Source organism: Acetobacter oeni (genome assembly GCF_011516825.1).
GTDB classification, from domain to species: domain Bacteria; phylum Pseudomonadota; class Alphaproteobacteria; order Acetobacterales; family Acetobacteraceae; genus Acetobacter; species Acetobacter oeni.
On sequence record NZ_WOTA01000001.1, the window covers coordinates 200063 to 219453 of the forward strand.

The window sequence follows — 19391 nt, forward strand, 5'->3', positions numbered from 1 at the left end:
CGCGCCCGAATCATCCGGCAATCCGTGGCGCAGGCACACATCTCCCGCGCGGAAAGACACCATCCCGGCGCCTCTCACATCCGAAGACCCCAACGAAAGATCCGATATTTCCAGCATGATCTGAAGAAATCAGCCGCCCGCGGCGACAACTTTCTTCTCAAACTCGGCATAGCTCAGTTCGCCGTCACGATAAATCGTGTCGTTGAAACGGAAGCTCGGCGTGCCGGTGATTTTGTACTCGGTCTCGGCCTTGCTCTGCTCGCTGAGAATCTCATTCTGAAGCTGCGCGTCGTTGACCGCGCGGTCGAAACTGTCAGCCGACAACCCGGCAAGTGCCGCCATCTTCCGAAGCTGCTCTTCCTGAGTCCCGTCCTGCACAAAAGCCCAGTGATCCTGATTGGCCAGCAGAGCCATGATAAACGGCTCATACCGCTCCGGAGGAAGCGAACGCGCCACCTCGGCCGCCATCAGCGAAACCCGGTCCAGCGGATAATCGCAGAACACATACCGGATGCGGCCCGTGTCGATCAGCTTCGTTTTGATCTCCGGCAGCACGTTGATCGCGAATTGAGCACAGTGAGGGCAGGTGAGGGAAAACCACTCCTCAACCGTTACTTTCGCATCCGCCTTCCCGATCGAACGTTGCGCCATGCGCGGGTCGGTCGCCGCAACAGCCCGACGGATCAGGCCAGGAGCCAGCGCGACAGGAAGAGCGGCGGCGAGAAAGGCGCGGCGGGTGGCTGACATTGGCACGGTCTCCGGCAAAAGAATGGTTCTCAGTCGACAATCCGGACAGGCTCATGACGGCACATGACCGTGAGCGTCAACCCCGAACCCTGACCGCAAAAGCATTACGTTATGGTCAGGATGCAGCCGTTAGCTGGTTTTTGCCATGTTTTGCAGGCAGAATACCCCCGAGCGGCTCCCCGGAGCCAGGATATAACAGGATATATTTATGAAAAAACTGCTCTGTGCGACCATGGCCGCAGCGCTGACCGTCGGTTCAGTCTCCGCCGCGCAGGCTGAACCCGGAGGTTGCGTGAAATACGGAGCCGCCGGCGCAGTCGGTGGCCACGTTGCCCATCACGGCGTTCTCGGCGCCCTCGGCGGCTGCGTGACCGGCATGTATGTGCGTCACAGATACCGCAAGGAAGCCAAAGAGAAAGCTGCCCTCTACGACAAGGAACACCCCGGCTCAAAGGGAACGTGGTCCGAAAAAGCGACCGCGTATGATGTCGAACACTCGACCGAGCCCGGCACGATGACCCCGTCCGCACAGGGCAGCACGGCTCCCGGCGCCCAGGCTCCGGCAACCCAGCCTCAGTCCGGCAGCAACACCCAGATGTAATGCGGTAACGCTGATCGTCGAAAAGGCCGGTCCTGAAAAAACAGGGCCGGCCTTTTTTATGGCGTTTATATGCCTTGCAAACACGACTGCCTCCGTCTCACTCACGACATCGAAGCAATGTCAGCACAACCGTAATTTACGCTCCGGATCGCCCCGCTTCAGCTTTTCTTTATCCATCCGGTCTCGCGATCTGTCGCAAAACAGACGGATCACGGAACGAAATTCCCCACACCTGAAATGCCTCAACCGGCATTGAAGCCTCTTTCATTCAGCCCGGACTCCCGGCTCCGCCACCAGAAACCCGGCAAACGTCAGAGCTCCGAAAGCACATGCTGTCGCCCCTGCGGATCGGTCACCCGATCAGCGCCGGTATCCACATAGTCCGGCCCCAGCGGCACCTTGCCGAACCCACCCGGAATATCCAGCACATAAGTCGGCCAGGCCAGCCCGGTCACACGCCCGCGCAACCCCTGAAGCAGCGTCCGCCCCTCTTCGACCGGCACATGAAACCGTGCCGTCCCCGGCGCCGGATCAAGCTGATGCAGATAATAAGGCTTGACCCGGTTCTCCACCATCGCCCGGAACAGCCCCTCAAGCACCGGTACGCTGTCATTCACCCCCCGCAACAGCACCGACTGCCCCAGCAACGGAATCCCCCGCCGCTGCATGCGCTTCAGCGCCGCCCGGCCTTCCACCGTAAATTCCCGCTCATGATTGGCATGAAGCACCAGCCACATCGCACGGTCCGTCTCCATCGCCGCAACCAGCTCATCCGTAATCCGCTCCGGATCGGCCAGCGGAACCCGCGAATGAATCCGGATCGTCGTCACATGCGGAATCTCATCCAGCGCCCGCACGATATGCCCCAGCCGCCGCGCCGAGAGCATCAGCGGATCGCCTCCCGTCAGAATGACCTCCCGGATCTGCTCATGCTCCCCCAACCAGTCCAGCGCCGTCGCCAGAGCCGCATCGTCCAGCAGCCCCCCGTCCGGCCCGACATGCTCCCGCCGGAAACAGAACCGGCAATAAAGCGGGCAGATCAGCAAAGGCTTGAGCAGCGCCCGGTCCGCATAGCGATGCACAATGCCCGGCACCGGAGACAAAGCATCGTCCCCGATCGGGTCGGCCCGCTCGGAAGGCGCGGAAATCAGCTCATCCGGATGCGGAATCACCTGCCGCCCGATCGGATCGTCCGGCGTCCCGATCAGCGAGAGAAATGTTGTCGGGATCGCCGTCGCGTAACGTGCCGCAACCTCTTCGACATCATGCCGCATCGTTTCCGGTATAAGACCGGCCTCAACCAGTTGCCCGGGCGAACGAAGCGTGCTCCTTCCCTTGCGGGATGAGCCGCCGGACGCATCGGGCGATCGCGGGACGGAAGCCGGAACGGGCGGAACAGAGGACGTCATCAGGCGGTTCTAATGGCCCGGCCCGCTCCGGAGCAAACAGCATTTCCGTTCCGACCGGAAAAGGGAGCCATCGGGAAGAGGAAGTTCATGAAAGCAGCCGACCGCGCCATGCCGCATCCAGCACCCGATCCCGCCCGCATCGCCGAACGGCTCCCGTTGCTGCGCCGACGCGCCCTGATGCTGAACGCCACACGCGCTTTCTTCGGCCAGCGTGGCTATCTCGAAGTCGAAACCCCCTGCGCCGTGCCCGCTCCCGGCGAGGAAGTCCACCTCCACGTCTTCGAAACAGAACGCATTTCGCCGGACGGCGAGCGTGAAGCTCTCTTCCTCCACACCAGTCCCGAATTCGCCATGAAGCGGATCGTCGCCGCCACCGGCCTGCCGATCTTCCAGCTCGCCCGCGTCTGGCGCAACGGCGAAGGCAGCGCACTTCACGCCCCCGAATTCACCATGCTCGAATGGTACCGCCCCGGCGCCGATCTCGCCTCCCTGATGGATGAGACCGAAACCTTCGTCCGACGCCTCCTCCCGCCCGAAATCCATCGCGAGGGCCACACGATCCCCGTCGATACACCCTTCGAACGTCTGACCGTCGCGGAGGCCTTTCACCGCTATGTCGGTGCCGACGTCCTCGCCACCGCCGATAACGCCGAAGCGCTCGCCGCCCAGGCCGGCAGCACTCTGCGTGAGAAGGAAACCTGGGAAGACCTGTTCTTCCGTCTCCTGCTCGAACGGATCGAACCTGCAACAGGACGTGAGCGCCCCGTTTTTCTGACCCACTGGCCCGCAAGTCAGGCCGCCCTGGCCAGAACCTGCCCGACCGATCCGCGCGCTGCTCTCCGATTCGAGCTCTATCTCGGTGGCGTCGAACTCGCCAATGCCTTCGAGGAACTGACCGACAGCACGGAGCAGCGCCGCCGCTTCGAAACAGACCGCAAAAGGAGAGCCGAATTTTACCCGGACAGAAAATCCTGGGCGATAGACGAAGACTTTCTCACTGCGTTATCAGCCATGCCACCGGCATCGGGCATCGCGCTGGGCTTCGACCGGCTCGTGATGCTCGCAACAGGCGCCCCCCGACTGGGAGACGTCTTGTGGCTTGGGTAATTTCGCGTCACTTTAGCCAGACCTGCTGTTCCGGACGACCCGGCGCCGGTCTCACAGATTTGCCGAAAGAAGATAGGGGCGTCGTCATGGTCTCAAAACGTATCTGGCCCCTGCTGGCCATTCTGGTTGTTGCCGGCTGTACAGGCCCGACAAAACAGCAGCGCAGAGAACTCAATTCGCTGGTCGGCAAAACGGAAGTCGATGTCATCCGCGCCTATGGTGTGCCAACCCGCACTTATCAGACCAACGGGCACGTCTTCCTCGCCTATGTCGATAACGAGACAAATTACTCTCCCGGCAGCATGGGAATGGGCTGGGGCTGGGGTGGCTGGGGCGGCGGTCCCGGCTGGGGCGGCGGATGGGGTGGTTACGGCGGCGGCTGGGGCGGCGGCGGTGGCTGGGGCGGCGGTGGCTGGGGAATGGGCGGCGGCTTCCCGCCCAGCTATTATAATTCGGTATGTCAGACGACCTTCGAACTCGCGGGCGGCTTTGTCACCGGATGGACCATGCGCGGAGACGGGTGCTGACAGGGCGCTCCCGCCCCCGGGACTTGTGACAGCGGGCAAGAGCCGATAATCCGCGCAGGGCCGGTCGCGGATTTACAGATGTGAAACCCGGACGGCATAGATTTGTCTGTGCGGTCCGCCTCTGTCCGGTGTGAGCGCTGAAACTCGGGATCGGAGACTGGGATGCGGCCAGGTTTGGCGGGACGATACGGAATGGCTGGAGCCGCGGTAATGGTGGCTCTGTCACTCGGCGGTTGTCAGAGCACGGCCCGGCAGGACGCCTACGCACAGGTCGGGAGCGTGTGTTCTTTCATGGCGCCCACCGTCTCGGGAACACGTAATTATACGCCCCGCACCACTAAGGAAGCACCGGACAGCGCCGTAGCCTACCCGGACCCGGAAACGCCGGTTTACTGCGACCGCACGATCGCTGAATCGCTGAGATCGGTCATCGAACTCGCCAATTATGCCCGCGCACTTCAGACGGTCGGGCTGTTCAGTATTCTGCAGCGGAACGGCCCGTTTACAGTGTTCGCCATCCCGAACGGTCCTCTCCAGCAGTATGAAGCCCGCGTTGCCAGAGGCGCCCCGCCGCCAGTCAGCACACCGGACCTGAAATCCCTTCTCGGATACACCATCGTGAGGGGCAGATGGTCCCCCGATGCCCTGCGGAAAGCGATCGCCCGACAGCCAACGCACGCCATCGGCCTGCAAACACTCTCAGGCGCAGTCCTGACCGTTTCTCCCGAACCCGGAACCGGCAAGCTGGTGCTCAGTAACGCCGCCGGCGCCGTGAATAAACTGTGGGTCACCGGCGTGCCGCAGTCCAACGGTGTGCTGTATTTCACGCAGTCGGTTCTGCCTCCCGTCTTCCCGCCGGCACCTCAGCCCGGGACCGCGACAGCCACATCCGCAATCACTTATTATGGCAAAGGCGCGGGCGCCGTCGTGGCAAAACCTCTGGCGGTGTCGCACTGAACCGCTCTCCCGGGTTTCAAAATTCTTCTGAGCTGAGTGGGAAATAATGCCGGCAACGATACTGCTCATCAACGCCCACATCGCCACTATGAATGACGAGCGCCGGGAAATTCCCGGCGGCTGGGTGCGGATCTCCGGAAACCGTATCGAAGCCCTCGGCGAAAAAAACGACGATCCCGGGTCCGCCGATGAGATCATCGACCTGACAGGCCATGTGCTGATCCCGGGTCTGGTCAACACGCATCATCACATGTTCCAGACGCTGACCCGCGCTGTGCCCGCCGCCCAGGACGCCTCCCTCTTCGGGTGGCTGAAGGCGCTCTATCCGATCTGGGCGCGCCTGACCCCGGACATGGTCCGCGTCTCGACCCGCACGGCAATGGCCGAACTCCTCCTGTCCGGCTGCACCACGACAAGCGACCATCTCTATCTGTTCCCGAACGGCTCCACGCTCGACGATCAGATCGAGGCCGCCGATACAATGGGAATGCGTTTTCACGCCGCCCGCGGCGCCATGAGCGTCGGAGAAAGCAAAGGCGGTCTGCCTCCCGACAGCCTTGTCGAAGACGAAGCCTCCATTCTCCGGGACATACAGAAGCGGATCGAACGCTGGCACGATCCGTCCCGCTACGCGATGCGCCGCGTGGTGGTCGCGCCATGCTCCCCGTTCTCCGTCAGCACGGATCTGATGCGGGAAGCGGCACATCTCGCCCGCGCGACCGGCACCACCCTGCACACTCATCTCGCCGAAAATGACAGCGATGTCGATTACAGTCGCGAAGTCTTCGGCCGCACCCCCGCCGAATACGCCGGGGATCTCGGCTGGGTCGGCCCGGATGTCTGGCACGCCCACTGCGTCAAACTGGACCCGGACGGCATCGCCCGCTTCGGCGCCACCCGCACCGGCATCGCCCATTGCCCCTGCTCGAACATGCGCCTCGGCTCCGGCATCGCCCCGGTGCAAACCATGCAGTCAGCCGGCATTCGTGTCGGTCTCGGCGTGGACGGCTCGGCGTCCAATGACAGCAGCCACATGCTTGCGGAAGCCCGCCAGGCTATGCTCCTGGCCCGCGTCCGGACCGCTTTCGAGTCCGATCCGCAAACCCGCCAGTTCATGACCGCGCGGGAAACGCTCGCCATGGCCACCCGGGGCGGGGCCGCCACCCTGGGACGCGACGATATCGGCTTCCTCGCCCCTGACATGGCGGCCGACCTTGTCGCTTTCGATATCAGCGGCCTCGACCACGCCGGCGCTCAGTCCGATCCGGTCGCCGCCCTCCTGTTCTGCACACCAGGACGCACCGCACTGACAATGGTCAACGGTCGCATCGTCGTCAGACAGGGTGAATTGCTGTGCACAGACGAACGCCACCTGACCGAAACGCATAACCGTCTCGCCCGGACGCTCCTCACAGGCTGAATCCCGAGACTACGGCTCCCGCCAGCGATGGCAGAAGAACCTCACGCGACGCCGCTCCGAAAGAAACGCGCCGGAGAAGTCTTCCGCTCAGGAAAAAGCAGAGGTCAGAAACTCTGTCAGGGTTTTACCCCTGAACAGCCGCCTCAATCCCCGCTCTGACAGCATTCAGTGCCGCATCGGCCGCCCCGATATCCGGGCCGCCTGCCTGCGCCATATCGCGACGTCCACCGCCGCCCTTGCCCCCGAGCGCCGCGCTGGCCGCCCGCACAAGCGTCACCGCGTCCAGAGACGATGGCAGAGCCGGGTTTACCGAAACCACAACGCTGCCTTTCCCGTCCGCTGTCGAGACCAGCGCCACAACACCCGGACCAGTCTGTTTCCCGATCGTCTCGGCCAGTCCCTTGAGCTCACGCGGCGACGTGTCTCCCACGTTCCGGCCCACAAACGGAATACCCGCAATCGTCTCGGCAGCCGTCTCAGCGGTCCCGCCCATCGCCACCTTGCGCTGAAGATCGGAAATCCGCTTCTCCATCACGCGCCGCTCTTCCAGAAGCGTCGCCAGCCGCTCCGGCACCTCGGCAATCGTGACCTTCATCATCGCCGCCATCTGCACCAGCCGCTGCTCATTGGCCACCGCAACCGCTTCCGCCGCTTCGCCGGCCACAGCCTCGATCCGTCGCACACCTGCCGACACACCGCTTTCCGAGGCAATCCGGAACAACCCGATATCGCCCGTGCGACCGACATGAGTGCCCCCGCAGAGTTCCACCGACCAGCCCGGCTTCCCGCCCGCCTCGTCAGCGCCACCCATCGAAACGACCCGTACCTCGTCGCCATACTTCTCGCCGAACAGCGCCATCGCCCCTTCGGCAGACGCGTCTGCCGGCGCCATAATCCGTGTCGTCACCGGCGTATTGGCACGGATACGCGCATTTACCTCCGCCTCGATCTCGTCGAGTTCCTCGCGGGTAATCGGACGAGGCTGACTGACATCGAAACGTAGCCGATCCGGCGCATTCAGGCTGCCTTTCTGAGTCACATGCTCGCCCAGCCGCCGCCGAAGCGCTTCATGCAGCAGATGCGTCGCGGAATGATGCGCCCGGATCGCCGACCGCCGCCGGTGATCGACCACTGCGCGAACAGCCATACCCGTTTTCAGCGTGCCCTCAGTCACCGTTCCATAATGAACGAGCAGATCGCCAAGTTTCTTCTGCGTGTCAGAGACCGCGATCCGCACACCCGGCGCAGTGATCTCACCGGTATCGCCAACCTGTCCGCCGCTCTCGCCGTAGAACGGAGTCTGGTTCAGCAGAACAGCCACTTCAGCGCCGACACCTGCTTCGGACACAGCCGCATTGCCCACGACAATGAACTGAACCTCGGCTTCCACATCCTCGGTGCCGTAACCCAGGAACTCTGTCGCCCCGAAACGATCCCGCGCCTCGAACCACACGGTCTCAATGGCCGCATCGCCCGAGCCCGACCATGCTGCACGGGCACGGTCCCGCTGCACCTTCATCGACGCCTCGAAACCATCGACATCGACCGTGTGCCCGCTGCCCCGCAAAGCATCCTGGGTCAGATCGAGCGGGAAACCGAACGTGTCATAAAGCCTGAACGCCACATCGCCCGGCAGTGCCCCGCCGGCGGGAAGCTGCTCCGTTTCGTCCGCCAGCAGCGAAAGACCACGACCCAGCATCACCTTGAACCGCTCTTCCTCGCCCCGCATCGTCTCGCGGATCAGAGGCGCAGCCTGTCCAAGCTCCGGATAAGCCGCGCCCATCTGCTGAATCAGTGCTGGCAGAAGCTTGTAGAAAACCGGCTCCGTCGTTCCCATCATATGCAGATGCCGCATGGCCCGCCGCATGATCCGGCGCAGCACATAGCCGCGCCCGTCTTTGGACGGCAGCACGCCGTCGGCAATCAGAAACGCCGTGGACCGGAGATGATCCGCGATAATCCGGTGGCTCGCCTTAAACAGACCATCCGGCGCCTGGGATGTCGCATCCGCCGACGCTATGATCAGCGCCCGGAACGTGTCCGTGTCATAGTTGTCGCGTTTCCCCTGCAAAATCGCGGCAAAACGCTCCAGCCCAAGCCCGGTGTCGATCGAAGGCCGGGGCAGGGGAGAACGAACCCCCGGCGGATCTTCGAAAAACTGCATGAAAACCAGGTTCCAGATCTCAACAAACCGGTCCCCGTCCTCGTCCGGCGAACCCGGAGGTCCGCCCGGCACATCCGGTCCATGATCGTAGAAAATCTCGGAACACGGGCCGCACGGACCCACATCGCCCATCCGCCAGAAATTATCGGACGTCGGAATGCGAATGATCCGGTCATCCGTCAGACCGGCAATCTGTTTCCAGAGAGAAGCCGCCTCCTCATCCTCGGAAAAAACCGTAACAAGCAGCTTCTCTTTCGGAAGCCCGAAATCCCTGGTGACCAGGTTCCATGCCAGTTCGATCGCCAGCGGCTTAAAGTAGTCGCCGAACGAGAAATTCCCCATCATTTCAAAGAACGTATGATGACGGGCCGTGTAGCCGACATTGTCCAGATCGTTATGCTTCCCGCCGGCCCGCACCACTTTCTGCGCAGTCGTGGCGCGCGAATAAGGACGCGTTTCCTGGCCGGTAAACACGTTCTTGAACTGCACCATGCCGGCATTGGTAAAGAGCAGCGTCGGATCGTTCCGCGGCACAAGCGACGAAGACGGTACGATCTGATGACCATGAGACGCGAAGTAATCGAGAAAAGCTGCGCGAATTTCGTTTGTTGATGGCATGGCGCGAGGAGAAGTCCTGATAGCGGTCACAGAGCCCGGAAAAATAGCAGGTGACCAGAAAGATAAAGACAGTGGTTTTGCAGGCTCAACTGTAGCGCAGACGGAACAGTCCCGAAAGTGTCGTTACTGCGATCCCGTCCCGGAACCCGCAGAGGGCGCGTCTTCTGTTTCAGGGATCTCCGGGTCCACGACACCGGTCGCGATTTCCGCCAGATCAAGCGCCGAACTCGGAGGCCGTTCACGAAACACAAGCCGTCGGCTCAGAGTAAAATTCGCAAACATCCCGGCAAAAGAACCTGCGGCGAGGGCTGCAAAAGGATACTCGCGGCATAACGGCTCAAAATAGAAGAGCCCATAGACAGTGCCACGGTTCAGGAAAAACCCGAGACTGTTCGCGGTCAGAAAGCGCAGCCACTGGAGCACCGGATGTTCATGTCGCCCGGCATCGCCAAACGTCCAGAACCGGTTGGCCACCCAGTTGAGCGTCGCCGCAACAAAATAGGCGATCAGCGTCGCCGTTCCCAGTCCGAGAACCGGCATGAGGGCATAAACCGTTCCCGTGTCCCACAGATACCCGGCGCTTCCGACAACGCCGAATTTGAGCAGACGACGAACTGACCCCGAGTGTTCATCAGAAGATACTTTTGCGGGGGCGGAAGGAGAGTGAGAAGCACTGGCCATAATAAACGAGCAGGCTCTTCCGGAAGGTTAAGGCAGACCACGCGGTCCGGAATGAAAAAAGGGCGCCGGTATGGCGCCCTCTTTCCTGATTATCCTGAAAGATACCGAAAACGGGATCAGTGCAGGATGATCTCGACGCGGCGGTTCTGCGGCTCGCGGGTGTTCGGACCCGTCGGAACCAGCGGATGCTGCTCACCATAACCATGGATGTCGATCGCGCTGGCCGGAACGCCATCACGAACCAGTTCAGCCTTCACGCTGTCAGCGCGACGGATGGACAGACCCATGTTGTACTTCGCACCCGAAGCACCACCACGAGCCGACGAGTTATCGGTGTAACCGTTAACTTCGATACGGGTCGTCTGAACGTGTGTTGAAGCCTGAGCAGCCTCAGCAACGATCTGGCGCGCACGTGCCGTGAGGTTCGACTTATCCCAGTCGAAGAACACGAGATACGTGCGGGCTGGTGTTACAACCGGCGGAGCAACAACCGGAGCCGGCGGCGGCGGCGGCGGAGCCGTATCGAACGCGTAACGCAGACCCAGAATGAACTGGTGGTTGAAGCGGTGATCGAAGTTCACGTTACCCGTGGAACGATGACCGTTCGTGATCGACGTGCCGCTGTAAGCGCCGTCCGTGAACGAACCCGGCTGACCGATCATGCGATACTCGGTCGTGACCTGCAGACCCGGAATGCCCGTGTCATAAGCCGCACCGACGATGCCCTGATAAGCGAAGCCACCGTTCGTGCCGCCGAGGCGGGTGGTGTTGCCGTTCGCATAGTTGGACTGTGTCGGGTTGTAATGCTGCCAGAGATAACCGGCACCAACACCGACAAACGGTGTCACAGGAGCATCGATACCGAACTGCTTCAGATCAATGTCATACAGGACATTGACCAGGCCGCCATAGGACTGGTCGCTGCCGCGGGTCCGGTTCGCCGAAGCGTTGCTGGCGTGGTTGATCTCGGAGTAGTTGTAAACACCCTCGACCTCAGCGCGCAGACCGTTACCAAAGCCCCAGCCGAACGAGCCGAAGCCCGTAAAGCCGTTCTGGTGACGGTATGTAGCGGAACCACCGCCCGATCCGCCGGCATCACCGGCGAAATGAGCGTGCTGGCTCTGTGTCAGGTCATAACCGCCACCGATATCAACATACGGTCCGGTAATGGTTGTGGCAGATGCGGCCACAGGGGCCGCTGCCATAAGGGTTGTAGCGAATAACGCCGTACGGAGACGCATTTTTTCGTCCTCATTCTTCATCTGTCGGGGCCGACACCTACCATCGGTAATTCCGCCCCTGCAAGATGTCTAAAAGCCCTATAAAGCGAGGGGTTCCGTGAATGGAACCCATACTCCCATGCTTTCGGGCATTAGACGCCATAAGCGTGATTTATATGCAACAGTTCATTTCGGTCTCTGAAAAAACTCAGCGTGATCGAATGGTATTCATAGCAACAATAAAGCCAGTTGCACACTGACTCAGGACTGTTAACCGCCGTTTTACATGCTGCCGAAATGACACAGGTCATTATGGCCTTCAGTTATTCGGGGGCTGCACCGCGTCAGATGCACAACCATCTTCAATAAGGACAGATCGCACCGCCTCCACCGGCACATCACGGCATGTAAACGCCTTGCCGATTCCACGAACCAGCACAAATGTCAGCCTGCCATCACGCATTTTCTTGTCGCGTGTCATGTGGTGAAGAAGTGTTTCAGCAGAGAAATGTTCCCCGATATCGGAAATCCGCACAGGCATTCCGTTAGACTCGAGATGCCTGGTCACCCGGTCGAGATCCGCCCCGGAGCAGTAACCAAGACGAACCGACAGAAGGAACGCCAGCCGGAGACCGATCGATACGGCCTCGCCATGAAGCAGACGCCCGTCATACCCAAGCTCCGCCTCCAGAGCATGCCCGAACGTGTGCCCCAGGTTCAGCAGCGCCCGCCCGCCCTCGGAACTCCGCTCGAACTCGTCCTTCGTGACGACAGCCGCCTTGAAGGCGCAGGCCTTCTCCACAGCCTCCGCCAGTGCCCCCGGCTCCTGAGAGAGAACCGCCGCGCCATGCTTCTCGCACCACGTAAAAAGCGCCTCATCACCGATAAGACCCGATTTGACGATCTCGGCATAACCGGCCCGAACCTCGCGCGGAGGCAGAGTCGCCAGAGTCGAAATATCAGCCAGCACAACAGCCGGCTGATGAAACGCGCCGATCAGGTTCTTGCCCCAGGGCGTGTTGATCCCCGTTTTGCCGCCAACGGACGAATCAACCTGCGAAAGCAGAGTCGTGGGGATCTGCGCGAACGGAAGTCCCCTCATGAGGGTCGCCGCGACAAAACCGGCCAGATCGCCGACAATCCCGCCGCCGAGAGCAATAACCGTCGTGCGGCGTTCAACTCCGTGCTCAAGAATCGCATCCGTGACACGACCGAATTCCTCAAGGGATTTCGATTTCTCGCCAGGCGGCACGACAACGGACTGAACCTGAAAGCCCGAATCAGCGAGAGATTCCAGCAGGGAAGGGAGATAAAGCCCCGCCACCGTCTCATCGGTCACGACGACAGCGCGCTTCTGCGGAACAACCGGCGCAAGCAGCGCGCCCGCCCGCTCAATAAGGCCCGCGCCGATCACCACATCATAAGATGCGTTTCCCAGTTCAACCGGCAGACGTCGCGGACGACGGTTCAGCGCCAGCGCTTCAATGACCTTTGTGGTGGAATTATCCACGTTGTCGTCTCCACATTGTACAATGATATCAGCCTCGGCATACACAGGATGCCGGTCCGTCATCAGCCGGTCGAGAATCTCCCGCGGCCGGGTGTTGTTAAGCAGCGGCCGGTGACTGCGCCCCGAAACCCGGCGGACCAGAATATCCAGCGAACAGCGAAGCCATACCGAAATCGCGCGTTCCCGGATCAGCGAACGCGTTTCGTCATTCATAAAAGCGCCGCCACCCGTCGCCAGCACCCGCGATGGCCCGTCAAGCAGCCGCCGGATGACCCGCCGCTCGCCATCCCGGAAAGCCGCCTCGCCATACATCCGGAACACATCGTTGATGGAACACCCGGCAGCCCGCTCGATTTCAGCGTCCGCATCCACAAAACCGAGTCCCAGCCTTTGCGCCAGCCGCCGTCCGATGGTCGATTTGCCCGCCCCCATGAGGCCAATCAGAACAATGCTGCGACCAGCATGCGGCCCGAAGCCGGTACTGATCCTCAGCGCATCGAGATTAAGCGGGAACGGGTCCGTCCGGGATAAATCAGAGCCAGACACAGATGATGATTCGCCATCCGGGGCGTGCTGTTCGAATGTGGCCGGAGAATTTTCCGGCTCTTCAGAAGGGTATGGGCGTGACATGGATCACATCGTAACATAGAGCGAGCGAACACACGTCAAGGCGAGGCCGCAGGGACAACACTATGTACCCCGGCCTCATGGGAATCGAGGCTGTAATGCGCCGAATCGTCATTATCGCTGCGGCAGCCGTCGCAGTCCTTCTTCTTGCGGGCATCGCAATGCTCGGCGCAGGCTCCACGCCGCCCGCGCAACAGATGGTCCATAAGGATCTGCCGCCAGCCGTGTTCGCGGCGGCCGCACCGGCTCCGACACTCCCCGTCATGCCGCCGCTGCCAGCGGCCACAGCCCCCGCACCCGCCGTCGCGGCCCCCCCGGCTCCTGCCGCCGCCCCGGCACCCGCTCCGGCCACGACAACGCCGGCCACGGCCACACCGGCAGCCTCCCTGGCGCACTGATCGCCGGGACCCGCTTCTGTCGCCAGCACCGATAAAGGAACCGGACGCCTGAGTCAGTTCTGCACAGAACCGTTCCTGGAAATGCTGGCGGCAGAACGCGCCGCCGCTCCCGCCACACTGGCCGCCTACACGGCGGACCTCACCGACTGTGAAACAGCTCTTCTCCAACAGGGCGAAACGCTCGGAACAGCGAGCGCGGAAGGACTCCGCGCGTGGGTCAGCGATATGAGCGCCTCCGGTGCCGCCCGCCGTACCATCGCCCGCCGCATCTCATGCATCCGGCAATACTTCCTCTTTCTCCTGCGTGATGGCCGCCGCGCCGATAATCCCGCCGCGCAGCTGGATGCCCCTTCGCCACAGCGCTCGCTGCCAGGATTCCTGACCGAAGCAGAAGTCGTCGCCCTCATCGAAGCCGGTCTGCCACCGCCCGGTGCAAAACCCGCCGAACGCCGCCGCTTCATTCTGGGCCGCGCCGCACTCGAACTGCTCTACGCCACCGGACTTCGTATCTCGGAAATGCTCGCCCTGCGCCGCGACTCCTTTCGGGAAAACACCCGCATGCTCCTGATCCGTGGCAAAGGTGGCCGCGAACGGCTCGTGCCACTCTCCGAACCCGCCCGCATCGCCATCCAGGCTCTGCTCCAGGAAGACAAAACACGTCCCGGCCCATGGCTCTTCTCCGGCCGTTCCCCGGAAAAACCTCTGACAAGACAGGGGTTCGACAAAATCCTCGCCGAACTCGGGGGCAGGGCAGGGGTACCGCCCGATCGCCTTTCGCCCCACGTCCTGCGCCATTCCTTCGCCACCCATATGCTCGCCCACGGCGCCGACCTGCGCACCCTGCAAACCCTGCTCGGTCATGCCGATATCTCGACGACCCAGATTTACACCCATGTCCAGGCCGACAGGCTCAGAGATATCGTGCAGACCCATCACCCCCTCGGTCAGCCTCAGAGCCGCAGCGAAGACTCCGCCACAGCCGCAACAGATGAAAAGAATCTGTAACCTGACGTCCCCTAAGGCTTGGTTTTGGCGGTGACTGTGCTATCGGCATCGCCCATGCGTCAGTTTCTTGATTTCGAAAAGCCGATCGCCGAACTTGAAACCAGGATCGACGATCTGCGGAATACAGCCGCCTCCCACGAGGGCGAGGCAGGGAATGTCAGCATGGCCGACGAGATCGGCAAGCTGACGGACAAGGTGGAAAGGCAGCTTCGCGCGCTCTACGCCAAACTCACCCCATGGCAGAAAGTGCAGGTCGCCCGCCACGCGCAGCGACCCCACGCGCTCGACTACATCAATGCCCTGATCACGGATTTCACCCCGCTCGCAGGCGACCGCCAGTTTGCTGACGACAAGGCCATCGTCGGCGGACTCGGTCGGTTCAATAACCAGTCCGTCATGGTGATCGGCACGGAACGCGGCTCGGACCTCGAAACGCGGCTCGCCCATAATTTCGGCATGGCCCGCCCCGAAGGCTACAGAAAAGCCATCCGCCTGATGAAGCTGGCCGGCCGGTTCCGCCTGCCCATCCTTACCTTCGTCGATACCTCCGGTGCCTGGCCCGGAATCGACGCCGAAGCCCGTGGACAGGCCGAAGCCATCGCCCGCTCCATCGAAACCTGCCTGTCCGTCCCGGTCCCGCTCATCGCGACCGTTATCGGCGAAGGCGGTTCAGGTGGCGCCGTGGCACTCGCATCCGCCGACCGCGTCCTGATGCTCGAAAATGCCATTTACTCGGTCATCTCGCCGGAAGCCTGCGCCTCGATTCTCTGGCGTGATCCGAAACAGGCCTCTTCCGCCGCGGACGCTCTGCGCCTTACCGCCCAGGACCTGAAAAAATTCGGCCTGATCGACCGCATCGTCAACGAACCCGTTGGCGGCGCCCAGCGCGATCCGAAAACAATGATCGAACATCTCGGTCAGGCGCTCGCGGAAGAACTGATGCCGCTGCTGACCGTCAGCCCGGCCTCAATCGTCGCTCAGCGACGCGAAAAATTCCTCGCCATGGGCCGCGCCGCGCTTACGTGATCGCCCGGGCTCTGCCCGAGCCCGGCAGGGGCCGGAACCCCCCGCACCCCGATTTGCCGATAAACAAACCTGTTTCCAAAGGCCCCGGCCTTTGGCGGGTTTCAGGGCAAAGCCTGAGAAAAAGAACCAGACAGTTAAAATCGCCGCCCCTCAGACAGGCGGCTCGCCTTCAACAGGCTCCGCTCCCGCCGCCGCAATCAGATCACGCACCGCCCTGGCTGCCGCTGCCAGTTCCCGGTGATCCGTCCCCTTGACCACAAGCGCCAGTCCCCGCCGCCCGTCATCCCGGTGGAACGGATAAGACCCCACATCCAGATCCGGCCAGCGCTTCTGCACAGCCTCAAGCGGCGCGGCAATGACGCTTTCGTACAGATTCAGAGCATACCATGTGCGCGACTCCACACTCTCACCATGCTTCAGTCGTGGCTCAACCGACTCAAACATGGCCTGCATGATCGAAGGCACACCCGCCATCACATGCACATTGCCAATCGAGAACCCCGGCGCGACCGATTTCGCATTCGTAATCGGCGTCGCCCCCCGGGGCAGCATCGCCATGCGCTGCCGGGCCGGAGAAAACTCGTCCTTTCCGTAATGCGCCTCCATCAGAGCCACCGTCCCGGCATGCAACTCAAGCGGAACCCCGAACGCCTCGGCAATGCAGGCGCTCGTAATGTCATCATGCGTCGGACCAATCCCGCCGGTCGTGAAAACCTGGTCATACCGGGCCTTCATCTCCGTCACCGTCGTCACAATCGTCTCAGCAATATCCGGGATCACCCGAACCTCACGCAAAGGCGCTCCGATCCTCCCCAGATGAACAGCGAGATAACGGATATTCGCATCCTGCGTCCGGCCCGAAAGAATTTCGTTGCCGATCACCACAAGGGCAGAGGTGGGATTCATGTCAGTCGCTCCAGTCAGACAGGGCCGGGGAGGCAGATACCAGTCGCCATTATGGGACTATGATGACGGAACGCCAGACCGGAGCATCCGTCCCCACGCTTACAGCAGATCGCGCAGAAACGGGATCAGCGGCAGATCAGCGGGCGGCATCGGATATTTCTCCAGATTCTCCGCCCTGACCCAGGCCAGAGCCTGACCCTCGCGTCCTTGCGGCGTCCCGTGCCAGCGGCGGCAAAGCCATAAAGGCATCAGCAGATCGAATTTTTCATAAGCATGCGACACGAACGTAAATGGAGCCAGACACGCCCGGCTGACATCAATGCCCAGCTCCTCATCAAGCTCCCGGATGAGCGCCGCCTCCGGTGTCTCCCCGGCATCGACCTTGCCGCCGGGAAACTCCCACAATCCGGCCAGAGTTTTGCCTTCCGGCCGACGCGCCAGCAAAATCCTGCCGTCTGAATCGATCAGCGCCACAGCCACGACCAGCACAAGCCTGCGACCTGAAACCAAAGCTTCCGGTTGCTCCCGCACAGTCTCCGCACCACCCTCAGACGAGCCGGTCATCTCACGAATGGCATCGAAATCCGACCGTTCGGCCTCAAATGTAAAAACCGGAATTTCGCCCCCACGTGCCATGAACGGTCGCGTCGCCGTGCCGGTCTGGCGAAATCCGATACGTTTCAGCACGGCAACCGAACCCGCATTGTCCTGCGCCGCCGTGGCCTCAAGCCTGTCGAGACGAAGATTCGCCAGCGCCCACCGGCAGACGCGATTCGCCGCCAGCGACGCAACGCCACGTCCCCAGTGCGCCCGGCCAATCCAGTAGCCAAGAGACGCCGAACGCAAGCCCTGCCTGGAATCGAGTGTCAGCCCCACGCATCCAATCAGACTCCCCGTCTGATTATCGATGACAGCGAAATGATAAGCCGTCCCGTCCGCCGCCTGCCGCGCCGTGCCGGCAATCCATTCCGAAGCCAGATCATGCGGATAAGGGAAGGGCAGGCGGCTCAGCATCCGGATGACGTTCCAGTCATTCACCAGACGATGAATGGCATTCGCGTCTCCCGGGAGAAGGCCCCGCAGCGTGTAAGCCCCGACCGTCAGGACCGGGGTATCGACGTTTCCGTTACCGGGCAAAATGCAATCAGACTTTCTGTTCGGCCGCCACCGCCGCCTTACGTTTTCTGCGGGCGGTCCGGCCCGTTTTTACCGGCGCGCTGCTCCGTCCGGAACTGTCATCAGCCGCAGCGGTCACTTTCGCGCTCTCATCAACAGCCTGCGGCTGGTTCTCAGTCGCAACAACAGCCTCAGACTGCGTCTCCGTTTTTCCGGCCTCGTCCTCCGGCACGAAGCCGGACTCCGCCAGCAGTCCCCGCAGCAGATTGATGACCGGGAAAACCTCCAGATTGTGGTCGCCCCCGAGATCCCGCCAGGCCTGCTGTTCCAGCTCGACGATCTCGCGATCTTCCGCGAAAATCCGCTCCGTAAAGGCCACCAGAAACGGCCAGGCCAGATCGAGCAGACCCGGAATCCCCGGTTTTTTCACGGAGAGAAGACCAAATGTGCGGTTGGTGAGCTGCTCGCCATCCTGCGGCGTATAAGCAATCCACAGATCCATGACTGGTTCGGCATCGCCAGTCTGGATATGAAGTGTCTGATAAGGATAAACCGTCCGGATCGTCATGACATCACGGTCAGCATATTTCGAGGACGTATCACGACGCTCGCCGAAAATCAGCGCCTCGCCCAGAGGCTGCTTCCCGCTCGTCCGTGCGAAAGAATACCGGGCCTCAACCATCCCCGGCTCCCGCTTCTGACCCAGGAAGCGCGGCCGCATCTGACCCATCTGTTTCATGTGCATAAACTGATGATTCATATCCATCAGATTCTCATGCATGAAACTGTAGTGGCAGTTCACAACCCGGCCAAAACGGCGCGTCTTGTAGCCGGGATCGTCAACACGGGCGAGAACCGCCGGCAGATGCGTCGTCGCGGCCTTCTCAGGATCGCCCGGAAAAACAAAAATCAGACCGTCCTGCTCCAGAACCGGATACGTCCGTACCCCGTTCGGCAGCTTGCCCTTGCCAAGATACGGAACATCAATGCACCGCCCCGAGCGCCCGTAAGCCCACCCGTGATAACAGCACTGAACCGACTGCCCGCAGACCCGGCCCTTGCTGAGCGGAACCTGACGGTGAGCACACCGGTCCTCAAGCGCGAAAACCTCGCCTTTTTCAGGACGGATCAGCGCAATGGGATGCTCCGCGTAACGCACCCCGATGGTCTTGCCAGGCTTCAGCTCGCGCGACCAGGCAACCGGGTACCAGAAGTTCGGATCACAATGAACCCGCCGGAGATCAACACCCGGCATCACTCCCTCAGGCTTATCGCCGGTTTCAGACAGCTCTGTCGCCATCTCCTGTGACATACCGGCCGGCTGGGCCGGGAATTCGCTCTGAAGTGACTGG

At 61.7% G+C, this 19391-nt stretch carries 16 protein-coding genes and 1 pseudogene; 8 read left to right on the top strand and 9 right to left on the bottom strand.

Features of this window, described 5'->3' with window-relative positions; all coding sequences use genetic code 11:
* Nucleotides 1-129: 129 nt before the first annotated feature.
* Nucleotides 130-747 (bottom strand): DsbA family protein, encoded by a 618-nt coding sequence (locus GOB90_RS00850; RefSeq protein WP_146893027.1) that lies wholly within the window; start codon nucleotides 745-747, stop codon nucleotides 130-132.
* A gap of 208 nt (nucleotides 748-955) precedes the next feature.
* Here GOB90_RS00850 and GOB90_RS00855 point away from each other — a divergent pair, with 208 nt between their 5' ends.
* Nucleotides 956-1348, top strand: coding sequence for a hypothetical protein (locus tag GOB90_RS00855; RefSeq protein WP_146893025.1), 393 nt, complete (start codon nucleotides 956-958; stop codon nucleotides 1346-1348).
* 311 nt (nucleotides 1349-1659) lie between these two features.
* On the opposite strand, the gene GOB90_RS00860 is transcribed toward GOB90_RS00855, so the two are convergent.
* Nucleotides 1660-2757, bottom strand: coding sequence for a lysine-2,3-aminomutase-like protein (locus GOB90_RS00860; protein WP_146893023.1), 1098 nt, complete (start codon nucleotides 2755-2757; stop codon nucleotides 1660-1662).
* Between the two features lie 87 nt (nucleotides 2758-2844).
* Here GOB90_RS00860 and epmA point away from each other — a divergent pair, with 87 nt between their 5' ends.
* From epmA to GOB90_RS00880, 4 genes are all read left to right on the top strand, one after another.
* Complete coding sequence (epmA, locus tag GOB90_RS00865; RefSeq protein WP_242011706.1) at nucleotides 2845-3864, top strand: EF-P lysine aminoacylase EpmA; 1020 nt, start codon at nucleotides 2845-2847, stop codon at nucleotides 3862-3864.
* A gap of 86 nt (nucleotides 3865-3950) precedes the next feature.
* The gene (locus GOB90_RS00870) at nucleotides 3951-4391 is read left to right on the top strand and encodes a hypothetical protein (protein WP_173571864.1); all 441 of its coding nucleotides are present in this window, start codon (nucleotides 3951-3953) and stop codon (nucleotides 4389-4391) included.
* 192 nt (nucleotides 4392-4583) lie between these two features.
* Nucleotides 4584-5348, top strand: a complete 765-nt coding sequence (locus GOB90_RS00875; protein ID WP_242011707.1) for a fasciclin domain-containing protein — start codon at nucleotides 4584-4586, stop codon at nucleotides 5346-5348.
* Between the two features lie 46 nt (nucleotides 5349-5394).
* Nucleotides 5395-6768 (top strand): 8-oxoguanine deaminase, encoded by a 1374-nt coding sequence (locus GOB90_RS00880; RefSeq protein ID WP_146892871.1) that lies wholly within the window; start codon nucleotides 5395-5397, stop codon nucleotides 6766-6768.
* Between the two features lie 124 nt (nucleotides 6769-6892).
* Here GOB90_RS00880 and alaS read toward each other — a convergent pair whose 3' ends face one another.
* The 4 genes from alaS to aroB form a co-directional block, all read right to left on the bottom strand.
* On the bottom strand, nucleotides 6893-9550 hold the full coding sequence (gene alaS / locus GOB90_RS00885; RefSeq protein WP_146892873.1) for an alanine--tRNA ligase: 2658 nt from the start codon (nucleotides 9548-9550) through the stop codon (nucleotides 6893-6895).
* Between the two features lie 123 nt (nucleotides 9551-9673).
* Nucleotides 9674-10231, bottom strand: a complete 558-nt coding sequence (locus tag GOB90_RS00890) for a GtrA family protein (protein ID WP_146892875.1) — start codon at nucleotides 10229-10231, stop codon at nucleotides 9674-9676.
* 116 nt (nucleotides 10232-10347) lie between these two features.
* Nucleotides 10348-11472, bottom strand: a complete 1125-nt coding sequence (locus GOB90_RS00895) for an OmpA family protein (RefSeq protein WP_146892877.1) — start codon at nucleotides 11470-11472, stop codon at nucleotides 10348-10350.
* A gap of 298 nt (nucleotides 11473-11770) precedes the next feature.
* On the bottom strand, nucleotides 11771-13591 hold the full coding sequence (gene aroB, locus GOB90_RS00900) for a 3-dehydroquinate synthase (protein WP_146892879.1): 1821 nt from the start codon (nucleotides 13589-13591) through the stop codon (nucleotides 11771-11773).
* 62 nt (nucleotides 13592-13653) lie between these two features.
* Between aroB and GOB90_RS00905 the strand changes: the two genes are divergently transcribed.
* The 3 genes from GOB90_RS00905 to GOB90_RS00915 are packed head-to-tail and all read left to right on the top strand — an operon-like array spanning nucleotide 13654 to nucleotide 16017.
* Nucleotides 13654-13986, top strand: coding sequence for a hypothetical protein (locus GOB90_RS00905; RefSeq protein ID WP_183187336.1), 333 nt, complete (start codon nucleotides 13654-13656; stop codon nucleotides 13984-13986).
* A gap of 48 nt (nucleotides 13987-14034) precedes the next feature.
* Entirely contained in the window at nucleotides 14035-14991 is a 957-nt protein-coding gene (locus tag GOB90_RS00910; protein ID WP_260175898.1) for a tyrosine recombinase, read from the top strand.
* Nucleotides 14992-15045: 54 nt separating this feature from the next.
* Nucleotides 15046-16017 (top strand): acetyl-CoA carboxylase carboxyltransferase subunit alpha, encoded by a 972-nt coding sequence (locus GOB90_RS00915; RefSeq protein ID WP_146891350.1) that lies wholly within the window; start codon nucleotides 15046-15048, stop codon nucleotides 16015-16017.
* 150 nt (nucleotides 16018-16167) lie between these two features.
* Here GOB90_RS00915 and GOB90_RS00920 read toward each other — a convergent pair whose 3' ends face one another.
* The 3 genes and pseudogenes from GOB90_RS00920 to GOB90_RS00930 all read right to left on the bottom strand — a co-directional run.
* On the bottom strand, nucleotides 16168-16923 hold the full coding sequence (locus tag GOB90_RS00920) for a competence/damage-inducible protein A (RefSeq protein WP_146891353.1): 756 nt from the start codon (nucleotides 16921-16923) through the stop codon (nucleotides 16168-16170).
* A gap of 99 nt (nucleotides 16924-17022) precedes the next feature.
* Nucleotides 17023-18060, bottom strand: coding sequence for an 8-oxo-dGTP diphosphatase MutT (gene mutT / locus GOB90_RS00925; protein ID WP_373322030.1), 1038 nt, complete (start codon nucleotides 18058-18060; stop codon nucleotides 17023-17025).
* A 202-nt stretch (nucleotides 18061-18262) separates the two neighbouring features.
* Nucleotides 18263-19339 (bottom strand): annotated as a pseudogene (locus tag GOB90_RS00930) (Rieske 2Fe-2S domain-containing protein); the annotation flags it as partial.
* Between the last annotated feature and the right edge of the window lie 52 nt (nucleotides 19340-19391).